A 20287-nucleotide genomic window follows, 5' to 3' on the forward strand; every position below is an offset into this window, starting at 1 on the left:
TCTTTTGCAAAAGGGAAAAAAATAGCCTTAGGATTTTCTCCCAAGGCTATTGCTTTACTTTATGTATCTGTTAGCTTGAATTACATTCATGCCAAAATACTCAAGTTTGCTTATCTTTATTTTTTTTGCACCATAAGATGCATGAATTACGTCTCCATTTCCCATATACATTCCTACATGAACTGGATTCATAGGGTCATCATAATCTCCAAAGAAGATTAAATCACCTTCTTGAGCTGCACTTACTGTAACTCTTCTTCCTGTTTTTATTTGATCCCATGTAGTTCTTCCTGTTTCGATTCCAAAATGCTTATACACATATTGAGTAAATCCTGAACAGTCAAATCCGTTTGGTGTTGTTCCTCCCCAAACATATTCTACTCCCAAGAATTTTTTAGCGTATTCTACTATTTCACGTCCAGTAGCATTATCACTTTCAACTTCGTCAAACTCTTTTACATAATCTTTATGGACATATCCTTGTTTCTTTGTGCTATAAGTATCAAAGTTTATCTTATACCAATCTCCAACCTTATCTAATATATCAAAAGTTTCATTTGGTGAAAGATATCCTACAACTAGAGAGTCAGTAGATGCTTTTTCTCTTACTCTTAAGCTTGATTCTACATTTACAACTTTTCCCTTCTTCTTTATAACTACACTTGGATTATTATTGTCAGTAACTTCATCACCACTTACTTCTTTCACATAATCAGAATGAACATAAGCCTCCTGACCATCATAAGAAATCTTATACCATTCTCCAGTTTTACCTTTTATATCTACAATACTGCCTGAATATACAAATCCTAAAACTTCTGATGAAGTATTTGGCTCTTTCCTAACTCTTAAAGCTGTTGAAACATTTACTATTTTTCCTTTTTTACTTATATTTTCTGTATTTTCATTATTGCTCCCCTCATCAGTACTAGTCTTTATATAATCACTATGGACATATCCAGTAACCCCTTTTGCTTCAATCTTATACCATTGTCCAGATTTCTCAGCTATCTTAACCTCATCATTGTCATATAACCAGCCAATTACAGAATAGTTTGTTCCAGCACCCTCTCGTATTCTTAATCCATTAGGAGCATTTATTACATTGCCTTTAGAGGCCTTAGAAGTCTCTCCTCCTGAATTTGATCCTGAACCTGAATTGTTTTGATTGCCATCTCCATTCTCAAGTATTTTTACATAATCAGAATGAATATATGCATTTACTCCATTTTTATTTATCTTATACCAAGAATCTTCTTTCCCTAGAATCTCAAAATTATCTCCTTCATAAAGCCAGCCAACCACTTCGTAATTTGTTCCAGCACCTGATCTCATTCTAAGTCCTGTTGATACATTTATAACTTGTCCTGTTTTACCTGCAACTGAATTATTTTCATTACTGCTTCCATTATTTCCACTATTGCCGTTTCCTGAATCCTCAGCATTTCCTTGAATCTCTTTTACATAATCACCATGAATATATCCTTGAATTCCATTATAAGATATATGATACCATTGTCCTTCTTTTCCTAAAATATTAAATGAGTCACCATTGTTTAAATATCCAAGTACAGAACTGCTAGTTGAGGCTGATGATCTTATTCTTAAGTTTGAAGTTACATTTATAACTTGTCCATTACTTTGAACAGAATTATTCTCATTTACCCCATTATTTCCCGAGTCACTTCCTGGATTTTGATTTCCGCCTTCTTCAATAACTTTTACATAATCTCCATGAATATATCCATTAGTTCCATTACGAGATATCTGATACCATTGTCCTTCTTTTCCTAAAATGTCAAAAGTGTCTCCATTATTAAGATATCCTATAATCTCACTATCTGTAGAAGCTTTTGATCTTATTCTTAAATTTGAAGTTATATTTATAACCTGTCCTTTTCCTTGAGCAGTGGTATTTTCATTTCCACCATTATTTGATGAATCATTTCCTGAATTTTGATTTCCACCTTCTTCAATAACTTTTACATAATCTCCATAAATATACCCTTGAGTTCCATTATGAGATATCTGATACCATTGTCCTTCTTTTCCTAAAATATCAAATGAATCACCGTTATTTAAATATCCAAGTACAGAACTGCTAGTTGAAGCTGATGATCTTATTCTCAAATTTGAGGTTACATTGATTACCTCTCCTTTTCCTGTTAACGGATTTTCAGGGACTATCTCTGTATCATCTTGCCTTACTTCTTTTATGTAATCCTCATGGCAATATCCAATAGTATCGTTATTCTTTATTTTAAACCATTGTCCCTCTCTCCCTAGGATCTCTACATTATCATCATTATAAAGCCATCCAATTGCATCATAAGTTGTACCAGGACCTTTTCTTATTCTCAAAGCACTAGTCACATTTATGACTTTTCCTTTTCCTACTGGTTTATAATTATCATCTAATGATGATTCTAAAGAAACAAACTGACTCTTTATATAACCATTCTTTTTACTTCCGTCAGCAGTAGTAAATGTTACGTTATACCAAGCTCCTTTACTGAAATTTACTCTCATATTATCATTTTTATAAAGGAACCCTATTCCGTCACTATTTTCATCAGCATTCAAATAGACTTTTGTGCTATTAGTATTCACTACAGTACCATTCTTATTTATGGCATTTATAATTCCATCTCCTCTATCTCCATCGTTGTCACTGATTTTTACTAAACTGCTATTTACAAAGCCATGTTTAATACTTCCATTAGTAGCAACATAACTTATATGCGACCATTCTTTAAAAGTATAGTTTAGAGTCACTCCTCTATTTGGTGTAAGTGAATCTTGAACCGCACCTTCTAGATCTTTATATACAGTAACATCTCCACTATTTCTTATAGAGGCTTGTTTATTCACACGATTAAGACCTGATACATTAAGTTTGCTTGCATTTATAAAACCAGTCTTGGTGCCTCCTGATGCTGTATTAAAAGTTATGTTTGCCCAATCATTTAAAAAATAATTTACTTTAACTTTTTCATTAGGATACACATTTCCCGTAACACCAGTAGATACTCCCATACCACTATAAACCGATTCTCGAACACTAGTATTTACAATTGCCTCTACATTTTTTATAGCTCCAAATATACCACTGCTTTCAGGATTGCTATCAGATGGTCCACTTGGATTTGAGGCACTTGAACCTACAGCACTTTTGAATGTTGGCCACAATGTAGGTCTATCTTCAAGCATCATTCTAGGGCATATTTTCCCAGTAGCATCATTATGTGTTATTACATTTGATGCTGGTATATTATGCTTGAACATTAAATATTTCGTAAGTTCAATAGCATTTTTCATCGCAGTATCAAAATTACTATCTGGATTTACTGTAATCTCAATACCTATTGTATTGCTATTGTTAGCTTCAGGCCTATTTGGTTTAACTCCAGGATATCTATCTCCAATATGCCATCCTCTCCATGTTTCTTCTAACACTTGAACTATATTTCTATCATCTACTGTAAAATGAGCTGATGCTTGAGCATTTGGGTGATTAGCAAAATAGTTTCTATTTGCTATAGCTCCAGCACCAAAGCTCCTATTATCTGTGTCATGTATTACTATATATTTAGGACTTATAGTAACACCTTTTGAATAATTCATATCTATTAGCATCTTTTTTATAGGAATTCCATTGATAACTGCTGAAACCTTAGATGTCTTAGCATTTTCTTCTATTCCTTTAAACTTATCTAAATCAATTTTCCTATTAGCTTCATCATTAGGTATTGCTGATACAACAGTATTCTGCATTACAGTAGTTGCAACAATTAGACTTGCTATTTTAGCTTTTTTCACATAAGTCCCCCCTTATACTATATTCTAATTAATTTTACCATAAATTCCTTGTAGTTTGAAGGAATAATGTGGTACATTTATGAAATTTAAAACACTTTATAAAATTAAGTTATATTTGTCATTATACTTTCTTTCATTTTTTTCATATCATAAAAGCTTATTTTACAAATTTTATAATTCTCATGTAACATTCTTCTCCACCCCAGCTAAATATCAAATCTTCCAAATTTCTGTTAAGTTTATCATAAGAATGCTGTGATACATATATCAAACTTTCACCATCTTCTCTCTTAACTAGAGTTACATATGTGGAATGACTATACCTATAATCATTACGTTTTCTCACTTGGACTATATCCCCCTCTGATATATCATTGAGATTTAGCTCTGATACAGGTTTATTTTTATTCATACCTTTAGCATTAAACTCTTCTTTATTTAAAATAAAACTCCAAAGCGCCTCTACATTTTCCCATGCAGTTGTACCTCCATATTTATTACCAAGCCATACATTCTTAACCATACATCTTTCCTGTTTTATATTTGCAATAGTATAGTTATTATCTAAAGGATTATAATTTCCAAGAGATGCCCATATACATTGAGATACAAAATTTGTACAATCACTATTTCCAGCAGTATAAAATAATCTGTCATTTTTATTTTTTAATGCGAATTCACAAGCGTACTTAACGCCAATGTCTGTTTTTATATCTCCACACACATCTTTATCACCGAATACATTTTTTAATGATGGTTTCTTTTTATAATTTTTAATCCGCTCAATCTCATCATCACGGCAACTATCTATTATCTCTTTAGTTTCTCCCCTCATAACTTTTTTCTTTTCGTCTACTCTATTTTTAAAGTCTTGAAATTCATCATAATTACTTTCTAAATTCGTTATAATCCAACCTTCATCTCTTTTTTCAAGGTTAAATTCATAATCTATATCACGTAACCCGCCCTTTACTCCATTTTCATACTCATAGTCAATATCTACTAAAACTGTAATTCTAGCAGAGTTATCATTAAAATCCAGATTTTTATAGTTTATGGAATAGTTATAACTCTTGAATCTAGTGTTTAAGAGCATCACCCTTTTGCCATTTATCTCACCTAAGATATTGTAAATATAAGTATCATCATTATCTTCCAGAGAATAAGGTTTTATATATGTACCCGTTTTATAACTTTCTAAATATCCTTGTATATATGAATTTATGATGGTTTTACATACCCTTTCATCTTTTTTCCAATATGAAAATGAGCATAACACCATAGCAATCATAAACCACACTGTAATCTTCGCAATTCCTTTCATTATCTTTCCTCCACTGAAAAATTATAAAAGGGGACTCTGCTCAAAGCAAAGCCCCCTAATTACAATTAAGTTTCCCAATAAATCTTATTTAATTCTGCCTTTTCTGATTTTCTTAAATAACTTTACTATCTCATACCACATTACTGCAGCAACAGAAGTCACTACAACTCTAAAGATCTGATTTAAATTTAATGGTGCTAAGCTTAAGAACTCAGCAATAGGAGTATATAGTATTACTCCAAGTCCAATTAGGGTTCCAATACCTACAGCCCACATAACATGGTCTTTCTTTAGATTTATCAATGACTTGTATGCAAATTCGCTTTCTGAACTATTAACTTGCACAAGAAGTACATTAGAAAGCATTATGATGGCAAGACCTATTGAACGTGCTACCTCAGCTTGTTCTGGGTTAGCTTTTAAATACAAATAGTAAGAAGCAAAGGATGCTACAAATAAAATCATACCTTGTATTATGCTCTTTACTAATACTGATGCCGTTAATATGCTTTCTTTAGGATTACGTGGTTTTCGTTCCATAATATCACTTTCTGCTGGCTGTCTCTCAAGCACAATAGAGCAGGTAGGGTCTATTATAAGCTCTAATAATACAACATGAACTGGTAATAGAAGTATCATAGATGACCTTATATTAAGCATAGGTGCTAATAAAGATGCAAATGCTATTGGTATATGAATAGTAAAAACATACCCTATGGCTTTTCTTATATTATCATAAATTCTTCTTCCATCTTTTATGGTATCTACTATAGTTGAAAAATTATCATCAAGTAGGATAAGATCCGCTGCCTCTCTTGAAACTTCAGAACCTTTCTTCCCCATAGCTATTCCTATATCTGCATATTTAAGAGCTGGTGCATCATTAACACCATCTCCTGTCATAGCAACTACGTCACCATTCTCCTTAAATGCTTTAACTATTCTCATCTTATGCTCTGGCATAACTCTTGAAAATATGCTTACATCTTTAATTCTTTCTTGAAGTTCATCATCTGTCATAGTGTTTAATTCATCACCAGTGATTATAACACTACTATGAGGTATGCCAACTTGTTTTGCTATAGCACTTGCAGTTATTCCGTTATCTCCAGTGATCATTACAACTCTTATTCCAGCCCTTACACAGCTTGCAATATCATTTTTTACCTTTTCTCTTGGAGGATCTTGAAGCCCTACAAGTCCTAGAAATTCTAAACTACATTCTTCTAAAGTTTCTGGAATATCTTTTTCATCCTTCAATATCATTTTACCTATCCCAATAACTCTTAAGCCTTGAGATGACATATTGAAGATTTTACTTTCTATTATTTTTTTCTCATTTTTATCTAAATTACATAATGTTAATATCTTCTCTGGGGAACCCTTTGATGCTATTACAACTTCACCATTTAGCTTCCATACATGCCCCATCATCTTTCTCTCATTTGTAAATGAATATTCACTTATGAGTTCACCTTTAAATAACTCTTCTTTTGCAATATTATTTTCTTCACAATAGTCAAGCATTGCATGCTCCATTGGATCATAAGCATCTACCTCGCAAGCCATTCCCATTATTTTGTTTGTTTCTTTTATATTATTACTAATGGCCCAGCATTCCCTTACTCTCATCTTATTCATAGTGATGGTTCCAGTCTTATCTACACATAAAACTGAAACTGCTCCCAAGGTTTCTACTGATGGAAGTCTTCTTACTAAAGAGTTTTTCTTTGCAAGTCTCCATGCTCCCATTGACAAGAATACAGTTAAAATCACTGGAAATTCCTCCGGTATCATAGCCATAGCTAGGGTTATTCCTGACAAGATACTTTCTATTAATCTCTCCTTCAACTGATGATCAGGGAGATTAAAATAGGTTATTATGCACACAAGCAAAAATAAAACTGCTGCTATTACGGCACATACTTTAACTAATTTCTTCGTCTGCTTTTCCATTGGGGTAGGTCTATCTGGTGCCTCAGCCACATTTATTCCTATCTTTCCATACTCAGTTTCTGCACCTATTTTCTCTATTAATATTACTCCTGTACCCTGAGTTACTAGTGTTCCAGCATAGCAATGATCCTTTTTCCAATAATCCTTATTCCCACTATCATCTATGCACTTCCATACCCCTTCTGCTTCCCCAGTTAAAGAGGATTCATCAATGCAAAGATCATTTGCTTTGATTACTTTACCGTCAGCAGGGAGCTTTACCCCTTCTGCTATCATCATCAAATCTCCAGGTACCAAATCCTCACTATTTATAGTACACTCTATACCATCTCTTATAACGGTTATATGTGGTGCAGATAAATTCTTTAGTGCATTTAAAGTCTTGTCGGTTTTCCATTCTTGGATTACATCTATGCTGATTATTCCTACTACAAACACCAGCATTATAGTTCCATCTCTAGGCTCTCCAAGTAAAAAGTAGATTATTGCTGCAGCAATAAGCAATAGAAACATCGGTTCTTTTAAAACTTGAATAATCTTTAGAAAGAAATTTTCTTTCTTTTCAGGTACTAATCTGTTTTTCCCGAATTTTTCTTGTAGAACTCTCACCTCATCTTTTGTTAGACCTTTTAATTGATTTTTGTTTTGTTCTGTCATAAAAGTTACCTCCATTTTAATTCTTGCTTCCCAAGAATATTTGTTTGATAGCTCTATGGCATTGCAATAAAGACTCAGTTATTGTTCTAAAAGTACGCAAAAAATACCTGTAGAACAATAAACTGTCCCACAGGTATTGTAGCTTCCTAAAAATCCTGTTGCCATTTACGGCCCGGCTCCATAAATAAAGTCATTCATCGGCCTGATCAGTTTGTACTGTAGATTTATATGCAGTGCAAAGAGATTTTATATTATTATATGCCCATTTTATGACTTTTTCTACTACTTTTGAAATTATTTTTTTCCTGCCATCTTATTTGATTTTTCAGTACATTTTTCCATAGCTTCTATTATAGTTCCTCTAAAATTATTCTTTTCTAAAGAATATACTGCTTCTATAGTTGTTCCAGCTGGAGAGCAAACCATGTCTTTTAGTTCACCTGGATGCTTTCCTGTTTCTAAAAGCATTTTTGCAGAACCTATCATAGCTTGTGCAGCCATCTTATATGCTTTATCTCTTGGGATTCCAGCAAGTACTCCTCCGTCTCCCATAGCTTCTAGGAACATATATATATATGCTGGTGATGATCCATTAACTGCTATGACAGCTTCCATAAGCTTCTCCTCTAAAAACTCCGCTTTACCAAATGATTTTAGAAGTTCCATAACCTCATTCATTTCTTCTTCAGTAACTAGAGAATTCTTACATGCAACAGTCATGCTTTCTCCTATCATAGCTGCAGTGTTAGGCATAGTTCTAACTATCTTAATTTCTTTTCCGAAACCTGCTTTGACAGAATCCATGCTTATAGCTGCTGCTATTGTAACTATAACAACATTTTCCTTGATGTCATTCTTGATTTCATCTATAACATTAAAATACACATTAGGTTTTACTGCTAAAAACAATATGTCTGCTTCTCTTGCAACAGTTAAATTGTCATTTAAAGAAGTTCTTATTCCATATTTCTTTTGGCAATTTTCTAATCCCTTAGAAAATCCATCAGAAGCTATTACATTTTCACCTTTAACTTTTCCTGATGAAACTAGGCCTCCAATTATGGCACCTGCCATATTTCCACATCCAATAAATCCAATTGTTTTATTCATTTTTATTTCCCTCCATGTTTCTATATTAAAATTATATCATTTTTCTACCCTGTCATTAAAAATTTTCTTGCTCAGTTCTATTTATTATCTCATCTTGAAGCGCACGTCCAAGGTCACAGAAGTAATCACTATATCCAGCAACTCTTACTATTAAATCCTTATACGCTTCTGGATTTTCTTGTGCTTTAAGAAGAGTGTCCCTGCTAATCACATTAAACTGTATATGATGTCCTCCCATCTTAAAATATGCTCTTATAAGCGAACGAAGATTCTTTATTCCCTGTTCTCCTTGCAGTAACGATGGTGTAAATTTCTGATTTAAAAGAGTTCCTCCAGTATTTTCATGATTCATCTTTGATGCTGATTTTACAACAGAGGTTGGTCCATACTTATCTGCTCCTCCTACAGGAGATATTCCTTCTGATTGAGTGACTCCTGCCTTTCTTCCATCGGCTGTAGCTCCAGTAACCTCTCCAAAGTAAACGTGACATGTAGTTGGCAGCATATCTATTCTATATTTTCCGCCTCTAACTGTATCTCTACCATCTACCTCATTAAAAAATATATCGAAACAAACTCTCATTATATCGTCAGCATAGTCATCATCATTTCCATATTTCGGAGTTTTATTTAGTAACATCTGTCTTAGAGGCTCTCTGCCTTTGAAGTCTTCCTTCAATGCTTCTAAAAGCTCTTCCATAGTTATTTTATTTTTGTCAAACACATTAAATTTTATAGATGCGAGTGAATCTGTAAGAGTTCCAATTCCAACTCCTTGAATGTAATTAGAATTATATCTTGCTCCTCCTCCATTATAATCCTTTCCCTTTGATATACAGTCATCAACTAGTAATGATAAAAATGGAACCGGCATATGCTTCATGTATAATCTTTCTATTACGTTATTTCCTCTTATCTTTATATCTATAAAATGATGTACCTGCTTTTTGTAAGCTTCAATAAGTTCATCAAAATTCTTAAATTCAGCAGCATTTCCTGTTTCAATTCCAATGTGCCTTCCTGTTCTAGGATCTAATCCATTATTTAAAGTTACCTCAAGAATCTTTACAAGGTTAAAATATCCTGTAAGTATATAAGCTTCTTTACCAAAAGAACCAGCTTCTACGCAGCCTGTAGTTCCTGAAGTTCTTGCATCTTCTAAAGATTTCCCCTGTCTCATGAGTTCCTTAACTACCATGTCTGCATTAAATACAGAAGGCTGCCCCCATCCTTTTCTTATTATCTTGCAAGCTCTTTCTATAAACTCATCAGGATTCTTTTCTGTTAATTGAATATTACTACTAGGCTGAAGAAGTCTCATCTCGTCAATAACATCCAGTACTAGATAAGTTACATCATTTACCCCATCTTCTCCATCAGCTGTTAAGCCTCCACTATTGATATTGGCAAAGTCAGTATAAGTTCCACTTTCTTTTAAGGTTATACCTACTTTTGGAGGAGCAGGTTGATTATTAAATTTTACCCAAAGACATTGAAGTAGTTCCTCTGCATCTTCTCTAGCTAAATTATTTTCCTCTACATCTTTTTTATATATAGGATACAAATGCTGATCAAATCTTCCTGGAGTGAATGCATCCCATGGGTTAAGCTCTGTTATAACAGTCAAATGAATAAACCAATATCCTTGTACAGCTTCCCAAAATGTCTCTGGTCTATGTGCCGGTACTCTGTCACATACTTCAGCAATCTTATATAGTTCAGCCTTTCTCCTTTTATCACTTTCTTTTTCTGCCATTTCTCTAGCTAAAGCAGAATGTCTTTTAGCAAAAGTTATTACAGCTTCTGCTGCTATTCTCATAGCTTTTAACTCTTCACCTTTGTCATAGGCATCCATATCATTTACATAATCTAATTTTTCTAATTCTTTATCTATTAAATCTATAACTTCTAAGAATCCCCTAGTGAATATCTTTTTATCTCCAGCGGTATGTCCTGGTCCCCTCTGTTCCATAAATTCAGTAAATATTCCGTCACCGTAGCAAGTCTTCCACTCTTCAGTCATGGCATTTAGTATCTTATCTCTCATTGACTTACCCTGCCAATAAGGTATTATCTCTTCTTCTTGAACTCTGAAAGCTTCTTTATCTACTTTGAAAAACGTCTTTTCTCTGCTATCTATAACTCTAAAATCTTCTAATGTATGGCAGCATAATTCCGGATAGGTAGGTACTGCTTTAGGTTTCGGTCCTCTTTCTCCAACTATAAGCTCATCATTATTTATACATATAGTTTTCTTCTCACAAATATCCTTTAGCGCAAAGGCTCTAAGAACAGGTATTGAAACCTTATCACAGTATTCTTTGTAAGTATCAGTAACTATTTTCGCTCTCTCTATTGATAGTGTTGGAGTGGCCTTCAAACTTTTCTCTCTAAGTCTTCTAACTCTTTCTCTCATTTTTCTCATCTCCCCTAATCTAATAAATCTTTATCCACCAATTACAGTTTTAAAACCTTCATTTTCAAACATTGATTTAATTTTTTCTAATCCTTCTGATGTTGGTTCTTTCACATGTTCACACTGATATTCTCTTCTAAGTCTTAAATACTTCTCTTGAGAAATATTATGATATGGAAGAATGTTAACTTGAAGAATTCCATCTATATTTTTTATGAATTTTATGAAGCTATATATATCTTCTTTTGAATCATTAATACCTGGTATTAATGGTATTCTTATAAATATCTTTCCTCCAAGTTCACTTATAATCTTTAAATTTTCAAGTATTCTTTTGTTTGATACCCCTATATACTTTTTATGAACAAAATCATTCATGGACTTTAAGTCATATAAAAACAAATCTACATATGGTATTATGCTTCTTATAGTATTTTCACTTCCATATCCGCTGGTATCAACAGTTGTATGTATCCCAGCCTCTTTACATCTTTTAAGTATCTCTTCAAGAAATTTCCCTTGGCTTAACGGCTCTCCCCCAGAAAAAGTCACCCCTCCATCGGACTCATCATAAAAGACCTTGTCCTTTTCTATTTCTTTTAATAAAGTTTCGGGATCTTTATACTCTCCTACAATTGTTCTTGCTCCTGTAGGGCACACTTCACAGCACTCTCCACAATTTTTACAAAGGATTTTATTAAAATGTATCAACTCCTCTTCAAATGTCAAAGCTCCTGATTTGCATGCCTTTGCACAAAATCCACAATCTATACATTTGTTAGTATAAATCATTATCTCCTTTTCTTGTCTCTGACTCTCAGGATTGTGACACCATTGACATTTTAAAGGACATCCTTTAAAAAATATAGTTGTTCTAATTCCTGGCCCATCATGTATGGAGTATCTTTGAATATTAAATATACTGCCCCTCATTTATTTTCACTCCCAGCTTTAAATATCATATAAATATAGCAATAGCTATGCCATAATTTCATATGCTGCCATAATTTTTTCTAACCTCCTATATCATATACAATTTGACGTAATAAAAAAGTAGAGCTTAATTTTTAAGCTCTACATAAATTTCAGATTAGTACTAAAAACAATACTATTTAGTACTAATTTTAGTTTTTTGTACTAAATTCAATACTAAATATTTTCTTTATTTTATATTTCTTTATTTTATTTTGAAGAGTCTGCTTTGGTATTTGAAGTTTCCTAGCTGCTTTTGCATAGACTCCATCACACTGCCTTATAGCACTCTCTATTAAAAATTTTTCATATTTTTCTAAGTTTTCTTTAAGCCCACAATCAAATAATTCCATATCATTTTTCTTATACTGTTCTTTTTTATCCCCAAAGTTCATTTCCACATGTTTATGATTTATGTCAGGTTCTTCACACCAATTCATAGCACTTTCAATTACATGTTGAAGCTCTCTAATATTTCCAGGCCAATCATATGTCATAAAATCTTTCATTAGAGATTCGCTTATACTGAGAACATTTTTGTCAAATTCTTTATTGTACTTGTTTAAAAAATACTTTGCTAAAAGATCTATATCATCCTTACGCTCTCTCAATGGAGGTATCTTAAAATATATTACATTAAGCCTATAATACAAATCTAACCTTAACTTATTGTTTTCTATAAGAACTTCTGGCTTTTCATTAGTTGATGCTATTATTCTAATATCTACCTCTTTAACTTTACTACTTCCAAGTCGTCTAACTTCTCCTCCTTGTATAACTCTTAAAAGTTTACCTTGAAGATCTAAGTCCATAGAATTTATTTCATCTAAATATAATGTTCCCCCATGAGCTACCTCTAAAAGCCCAATCTTATCTTTTGCTCCAGTGTAGCTTCCTTCTTCAGTACCAAACAATATACTTTCTAAAAGATTATGAGGCAAAGCTGCACAGTTTTGTACTATAAAAGGTTTGTTTTTCCTTTTTCCAGCGTTATGTATAGCCTGTACCAATATCTCTTTGCCTGTACCTGTTTCTCCATAGACAAGTATAGGAGACTTGCTGTTGCTTATCTTCTTGCCTTTCTCTTTCAAATCTATAATTCTAGGATTATTTCCAATAAAATCATCAAAGGTAAATTTTGCTCCTAGAGCTTTATATTTTGCTTCTTTTCCCTTGGTCATTTGTTTTTGAAGAGCTACTACCTTTTCAGAAAGATCATAAACCAATGTAAAATCCTTAAATATTTCAAAGGCTCCTTTAAGAACTCCTTGCTCTATTATTGGATATGTGGATGTTATTACAGTAACTTCTTTTCCTAAATGATTCTTATATTTTTGAACTCTGTCTATTATGGGATTTCTATATTTTAAAACATTATAAAAAGTACTTGAGCTTTCTGTCAGATATGGGAAAACTTCAAGTATATTCTTACCTTCTGGCTTTTTATTTTCTATTCCTGTTAAGTTCTTTTTGCTCTCTCTATAAAAAACTATATTTCCTTTATTGTCAGTTATTATTATTCCTTCATCAGAAAACTCTATTAAAGTTTCAAGTATTCTTTTATAATCCATAATCCCTACCCCTTAGTTTTAATCATATATTTATTCAAGAATGCCCATGAAAGCCATATTTTCTCTTAATTTTCCCTATATACATTAAGTATAATAGGTATATACTATAATTAAAAGAATCTCAGAGAGGATTATTATATGAAAAAAGAAAAAATTAGAGTTTCTTTCAAAAAGAAACGTAACACTGAAACTATAAAATTCAAGTCAATTTACGGCAGTCTTTTTTATAAATGGCTTAAAGAACATAAAGATGAAGATGTAATAACAGTATCCCTAAAAGATTTGAGCTGCATACTAAATGTTCCTCAAAGCTCACATACATATTGCTATTTAAGGCCTACTGTTCTAGCATCGTTACAAAAGGAATTTAATGAATTGGATCTGACTTTAACATTCTCATACAAAGTCATAAAAGGAGAAAAAATCATTATTAAAATAAAGAGATGAAGATAGATATGTTACACACATCTATCTTCATTTCCAAAATAAAATTATTATTTTATGATAAGCTCCACCGGGCAGTGGTCTGATCCTAAAATTTCCATATGTATATCAGCACTTACAAGTCTATCTTTCAAAGCATCAGATACACAGAAATAGTCTATTCTCCATCCAGCATTATTCTTTCTAGCATTGAATCTATAAGACCACCAAGAGTACACACCTTCTGTATCAGGATGGAAGTATCTATAGGTATCTATAAATCCAGCATTTATTAATTCAGTGAATTTTTCTCTTTCCTCAGGTGTAAAGCCTGCATTCTTAATATTATTCTTTGGATTCTTAAGGTCTATTTCCTTATGTGCTACATTTAAATCTCCACATACTATGACCGGTTTTTTAGTCTCTAAATTTTTCAAATAAGCCCTAAAATCATCTTCCCATTTCATTCTGTATTCAAGTCTTTCTAAAGCCTGTTTAGAATTTGGTGTGTATACAGTAATCATATAAAAATCTTCAAATTCCAATGTGATAACTCTACCCTCTTTATCATGCTCTTCTATATCTATTCCATAGCTGACACTTAAAGGTTCTGCTTTTGTAAAAATCGCTGTTCCTGAATACCCTTTTTTCTCAGCATAGTTCCAATACTGATGGTAGCCTTCTAAATCTAAATTTATTTGTCCTTCTTGAAGCTTAGTCTCTTGAAGACAGAATATATCTGCATCTACTTCCTTAAAAAAATCAAGAAACCCTTTAGTTACACAAGCTCTGATGCCATTTACATTCCATGATATTAATTTCATATGTACCTCCTAAATTTGTTTATTCTTCAAAATTAAATAGTCCCTGCAAATCTTCAAAATCCATGGAAGACAGTATTTTATCTCCTATTTCCTCTTCTCCGATTACATCTTTTATTATTTGTTTTTTCTTTTCTTGAAGCATAAGAACCTTTTCTTCAATTGTACCTTTGGTTATTAGCTTTATAACCTCTACAGAATTCTTCTGCCCTATTCTATGAGCTCTATCTGTAGCTTGATCTTCAACTGCTGGATTCCACCATGGGTCAAAATGAATTACTACATCAGCTGAGGTCAGATTAAGTCCAGCACCTCCTGCCTTTAGTGATATTAAAAACACCTTTTTATTACCAGAGTTAAATTCCTTTACAAGCTTCATCCTTTGCTCTGATGGTACAGATCCATCAAGATAGCTATAATCTATGTGCTGCTTTCTAAATTCTTTTTCAATTATAGACAATACTGATGTAAATTGTGAAAATACAAGAATCTTATGTCCCTCTTCTATAGATGAGTTCAGTATATCATAAAAAGCTTCAAACTTTCCGCTATCCCCATCATAGTCCATTAAGAAACTATTAGGATGACAACATACCTGCCTAAGTCTTGTAAGTGCAGAGAATATCTTCATCTTTCCTTTATTAAAGTCATTTAAATCTATATTTTCAATCTCCTCTTTGAACATCTTCACATAAGTCACATATACATCCTTTTGTTCTGGCGTCATATCTACCTTTATAGTCTTCTCTATCTTTGGAGGAAGTTCTGCTGCAACATCCTTTTTAAGTCTCCTTAATATAAAAGGCATGATCCTAGATTTAAGTTCCTGCAAAGCCTTAGGATTTCCGTCTTTTACTATAGGTATTTCATACTTCATTTGGAACTTCTTACGATTTAGGATATATCCCGGCATTATAAAATCAAAGATAGACCATAATTCTGTAAGAGCATTTTCTATAGGCGTCCCTGTAAGTACAAACTTATTTTTACCATTTAATCTCTTCATTGATTTTGCTCTTTGAGATAATGGATTTTTCATATTTTGACCTTCATCTACTATTACAGCTGTAAAATTAATCTTCTCATAGCTTTCAATATCTCTCGTCAGAATATTATAAGACGTTATTATAACATCATAGTCATGAAGTTTTTCGAAGTTCTCCTGACGCTCATTTGGTCCACCATTCATAACTAAAATTTTTAGCGAAGGAGCAAATTTTTCAAACTCCTCTTTCCAATTGTATAAAAGAGATGTTGGACAAACAATTAAAGATTCTCCTTTTTCTAATGAACTTATAAATGTTATAGATTGAAGTGTCTTACCAAGTCCCATTTCGTCGGCAAGTATTCCTCCAAAACCACATTGACTTAAAGTCTTCATCCATTGAAATCCCTTAATCTGATAATCTCTTAATTCAGCTTTTATAGCATTTGGAATTTCAAAATCCATATCCTTAGCTTCTTTTATGTTATTAATAAGTTCTCTAAAGCCTTTATCTCTCTTAAAATTACCCTCACTTATGAATTTCTCATTTATATAAGGTGCTAAATACTTAGGAAGCATTATTTCTTCTTTTTCAAAGTAGTCATTGTCTATATTTTGGAATTCATTAAGTGCCTGCATCTTTAATATAGTATTTCCCTGAAGAAGTACTATACCATTGTCCTTTAGTTTGTAATACTTTTTGCCTTCATTAAATGCTTTTATAAGATTTATTATCTCATCACGTGGTATATCTTTAAAATCAAAAGAAAGTGCCAGCATATCTTCTCTTGTAAGCCGTACCCTTATCTTTACATTTTGTGTAGTTGCTATTTTGCTTCCTTTAAAAGCTTCTGAATAGTATACGTCACCATGGTTTTTTAGCTTATTTATTCCATCAATAATAAAATCAACTATGATCTCCTCTTCCTGTAATATAAATTTGTCATCCATGTCTTCAAATCCGTATTCTCTGATTATATCTAAAATGTTCTTTTCTTTTTCTACATCTCTTATAAGTATTCCCTGAGTATTTTTCTTATTTACCTTTTTTAAAGCATTAATCTTTTCATCTCCATAATAGAAGTAAAGTGAAAGCAACAATACATCCATATCTTTGTCTATATAAAATTCTGCACTTAAAGGCTCTTCTATGAATTCCTTTTTCACGCTTTCTTCTATATTTAGATTTCCAAGCTCCTTAACCTTAGGCATAAGAAAAGATGCAAACCTGTCCTTTTCATCATCTCTAATATTCAATGCACCATATGGATTTTTTATCATTGTATCAAATAATGCTATCAAGTAGCTTTCTTTGTTCTTCTTCACTCTCCATATACCGTCTTTATAGAAATAATAATCACCCTTTGAAGTCATAGGAAATGGTATGCTGCTTCCTTGAAATGTAAGCATCAGATCTTCGCCATCTCTTTTTAAAGCAAAGTTTATACTAAGCTCTTCTTCTTTCACATGCACATCTTCATAATCCCCTGTTGGTATGGACAAAGATATACTTTTATTTTTTAAAATCTCCATAACCCTTTTGAAATGAGTTTCCATTATAAATATTCTTTTGTCTTCTACAAGCCTTACCGCAGTCCCTTGAGCTGACAAAAATATATTATCCATATCTAAAAGTTCTAAAAAATAATCAAAAAGCCTCTGATCTTCTTTTGTTATAGAAACCTTAGCAAAGTCTAGTATATATCGTCCTAACTGTGTAGGTTCTTTTCGTGCATAGGCATTTAAAAAATATCTAAAATTTTTTACAACATAAAGCTTATCTACTCCAGCCTTAAGCTCAATAAAATTATTTATGACTCTAGTTGAAGTATGTCCTAGTGTTATATCAAGCTTTAAAATATCACTTTCTTGAATTTTCTTATCTTCATCTTCATATAAACTTAAAAGATCATCTAACTCTGATGGCCCTGTTTCCATTTCATTTATATATTTTAGATAACATGCTCCTATATGCTCACAAGGCTTTCCCTTACCATCAAAATCATCACAACTGCAGCTATAAAATGTCATATCATCATCTTCATCAACTCTTATTTTAACTAAATATTCCCCATAAGTTTCTGAAGCTACTATACCTTGAAGCACATTTTCCCTATCCTTATATCTTGAGGTTAAATCTATTATATAATCTTCTATGTAAAGCTTATGTGCTTTAGAATATTTAAAAGGACTAAAATAATTATCTATCTTTCCTTTTTTAATTTTTCTGCTCACTTTCATCACTCTCTTAACAATTTAATACTATAGCTAATTATACCCAATATACAGTGTTTCTTTCTATACTTATTTCATATTATCTTCCGCACAATAAAAAATACCCTCTTAAAAGAAGGTATTCTTTATATTATATTGACTATAAATATTAGAATTAGGTAAATTGTTATAACAACTCCACTTTTCTGAGCTACTTTTGTTATAAACATTAAAATAATCAGCATTAATATATTTACAGAAAAACCTAAGGATAAAATGTTGAAAACCATATCTCCTAAGACTAAAGCAGGAGCAATAATATCCATAAAATCTAATAAACTGTATTTTTTATAAACAGTATAAAGCCATGACCCTATGAAGATTCCTATTATCATTCCAATGTTGTCAAAACCGCCTTTGCTTATATTTAGCATATCTATTATATTTAATTTATACTTATCTATGTTCATTACAACATGGTAAATACGCCCACCTAAAAAAGCAGAAGGAATAGATACTATCATTGTGTCAAATATACTGTTGAAATCAATCTTTCTTAATTTACAACATAATCCAATAAGCATAAATATTAATACAATTTTTAATATCATGATTGTAAAATCATATGACATGTCCATATTCCATAAGCCAGTACTTAAAAAATATATAATAATCACATCCCATTAGAGCTTCTAATTAATTATATATTTAATCCTTAAATATTATGACTTATAGATTAAAATTTGACTACTATACAAAATGGCAGCCTTCCCTAGAAGACTGCCATAATACTTTTATATTATTTTCTATTTTCACGAAGCTTATTTATGCTTTCTGTAGCATCTAAAAGTGGTGCTATAGATTCATCTAGATTTAAGTTGTTTATAACTTCAGCTATAAAGTGAGACATATCGACTTCTCTAAACCAAGGTTTAGTCTTAACTTCTTCAGGTATATAAGTTAAGTTTGTTGAGTATACCCTTTCAATAAGTCCTTCTTCATAGTACTTATCAAACTTGTCTATACCTTCTGTGAAAAGAGCAAATGTTGCTGAAACAAATATCTTTTCAGCTTTTCTCTTTTTTAACTCTCTTACTATATCAAATACTGATTCTCCAGACGCTATCATATCGTCAACTATTAATATATTTTGGCCTTCAACTTCTCTTCCAATGTATTCATGTTGTATTATTGGATTCTTTCCATTTACAACTGTTGAATAATCACGTCTCTTATAGAATAATCCTATATCTAATCCTAATACTCCAGAATAATATATAGCTCTATCCATTGCTCCTGTATCAGGGCTTATTACAAGCATATTATCCTTATTTATTGGAAGATCTTTTTCTTTAGTTAAAAATGCTTTAACTATTTCATAAGTTGGGTATAGATTATCGAAAGATATAAGTGGTATAGCATTTTGAACATTTGGATCATGAACGTCAAAAGTTATTATATCGTCTACTCCTAATCTTTCAAGCTCTTGAAGAGCCATTGCGCAATCTAAAGATTCTCTGCTCTTTCTTCTATGTTGTCTACTAGCATATAATAATGGCATAACAACAGTTATTCTCTTGGCTTTTCCGCCCATAGCAGATAATACTCTCTTTATATCTTGAAAGTGATCATCTGGACTCTTATGGTTTATGCGTCCGAACATCTTATATGTGCATCCATAATTTCCTACGTCACATAATATATAAACATCTTTACCTCTTACAGTATCTTCTAATACAACTTTTCCTTCTCCATTTGAAAATCTAATTGTATCAGATCCTATAAGATAAGAATCCTTTGCATCTAGATAAACATCTTCTTCTCCATTTATCATGCTTTTTCTACATTTTACAAGACTGCTATCAATTTTTTTCCCTAGTACACCTATGCTATCCAATGCAATTATAGCAAGTTGACCATTTGGAATTGATAATGGTGATTTAATTTCCAAAATACTCCCTCCGATTGTACACGTATATTTTAAAACCGAACTTTTTTTAGTAATGATATAACATTATT

The 20287-nt window shown here is 32.0% G+C and carries 12 protein-coding genes and 1 riboswitch; of the genes, 1 reads left to right on the forward strand and 11 read right to left on the reverse strand.

Features of this window, described 5'->3' with window-relative positions; all coding sequences use genetic code 11:
* Positions 1-54: 54 nt before the first annotated feature.
* The 7 genes from KQH81_RS14215 to KQH81_RS14245 form a co-directional block, all read right to left on the reverse strand.
* A complete protein-coding gene (locus tag KQH81_RS14215; RefSeq protein ID WP_230028437.1) occupies positions 55-3819 on the reverse strand; it encodes an SH3 domain-containing protein in 3765 nt (1254 codons plus the stop codon).
* A gap of 157 nt (positions 3820-3976) precedes the next feature.
* Entirely contained in the window at positions 3977-5143 is a 1167-nt protein-coding gene (locus KQH81_RS14220) for an amidase domain-containing protein (protein ID WP_099335990.1), read from the reverse strand.
* 84 nt (positions 5144-5227) lie between these two features.
* Complete coding sequence (locus KQH81_RS14225) at positions 5228-7756, reverse strand: HAD-IC family P-type ATPase (RefSeq protein ID WP_099335991.1); 2529 nt, start codon at positions 7754-7756, stop codon at positions 5228-5230.
* Positions 7757-7876: 120 nt separating this feature from the next.
* Positions 7877-7976, reverse strand: a riboswitch (NiCo riboswitch).
* Between the two features lie 74 nt (positions 7977-8050).
* Entirely contained in the window at positions 8051-8866 is an 816-nt protein-coding gene (gene proC / locus KQH81_RS14230) for a pyrroline-5-carboxylate reductase (protein WP_099335992.1), read from the reverse strand.
* 55 nt (positions 8867-8921) lie between these two features.
* Positions 8922-11282, reverse strand: coding sequence for a trans-4-hydroxy-L-proline dehydratase (gene hypD, locus KQH81_RS14235; RefSeq protein ID WP_230028438.1), 2361 nt, complete (start codon positions 11280-11282; stop codon positions 8922-8924).
* Positions 11283-11312: 30 nt separating this feature from the next.
* Complete coding sequence (locus KQH81_RS14240; protein ID WP_099335994.1) at positions 11313-12215, reverse strand: trans-4-hydroxy-L-proline dehydratase activase; 903 nt, start codon at positions 12213-12215, stop codon at positions 11313-11315.
* A gap of 191 nt (positions 12216-12406) precedes the next feature.
* Complete coding sequence (locus tag KQH81_RS14245; RefSeq protein WP_099335995.1) at positions 12407-13825, reverse strand: sigma-54 interaction domain-containing protein; 1419 nt, start codon at positions 13823-13825, stop codon at positions 12407-12409.
* A gap of 138 nt (positions 13826-13963) precedes the next feature.
* Here KQH81_RS14245 and KQH81_RS14250 point away from each other — a divergent pair, with 138 nt between their 5' ends.
* Positions 13964-14272 carry a RepB family plasmid replication initiator protein gene (locus tag KQH81_RS14250; RefSeq protein WP_027637617.1) on the forward strand — a complete coding sequence of 103 codons (309 nt, stop codon included), beginning with the start codon at positions 13964-13966 and terminating at the stop codon, positions 14270-14272.
* Between the two features lie 47 nt (positions 14273-14319).
* Here the strand turns inward: KQH81_RS14250 and KQH81_RS14255 are convergent, their stop codons facing one another.
* From KQH81_RS14255 to KQH81_RS14270, 4 genes are all read right to left on the reverse strand, one after another.
* Positions 14320-15072: an exodeoxyribonuclease III gene (locus KQH81_RS14255; protein WP_027637618.1), complete on the reverse strand. Its 753-nt coding sequence runs from the start codon at positions 15070-15072 to the stop codon at positions 14320-14322.
* A 19-nt stretch (positions 15073-15091) separates the two neighbouring features.
* Positions 15092-18289 carry a DEAD/DEAH box helicase gene (locus KQH81_RS14260; RefSeq protein WP_230028439.1) on the reverse strand — a complete coding sequence of 1066 codons (3198 nt, stop codon included), beginning with the start codon at positions 18287-18289 and terminating at the stop codon, positions 15092-15094.
* 125 nt (positions 18290-18414) lie between these two features.
* Positions 18415-18879, reverse strand: a complete 465-nt coding sequence (locus KQH81_RS14265) for a prolipoprotein diacylglyceryl transferase family protein (protein ID WP_177192665.1) — start codon at positions 18877-18879, stop codon at positions 18415-18417.
* Between the two features lie 188 nt (positions 18880-19067).
* Entirely contained in the window at positions 19068-20213 is a 1146-nt protein-coding gene (locus tag KQH81_RS14270) for a ribose-phosphate pyrophosphokinase (protein ID WP_035770332.1), read from the reverse strand.
* Between the last annotated feature and the right edge of the window lie 74 nt (positions 20214-20287).

The organism is Clostridium cadaveris (assembly GCF_020911725.1).
GTDB classification, from domain to species: Bacteria; Bacillota; Clostridia; order Clostridiales; family Clostridiaceae; genus Clostridium_X; species Clostridium_X cadaveris.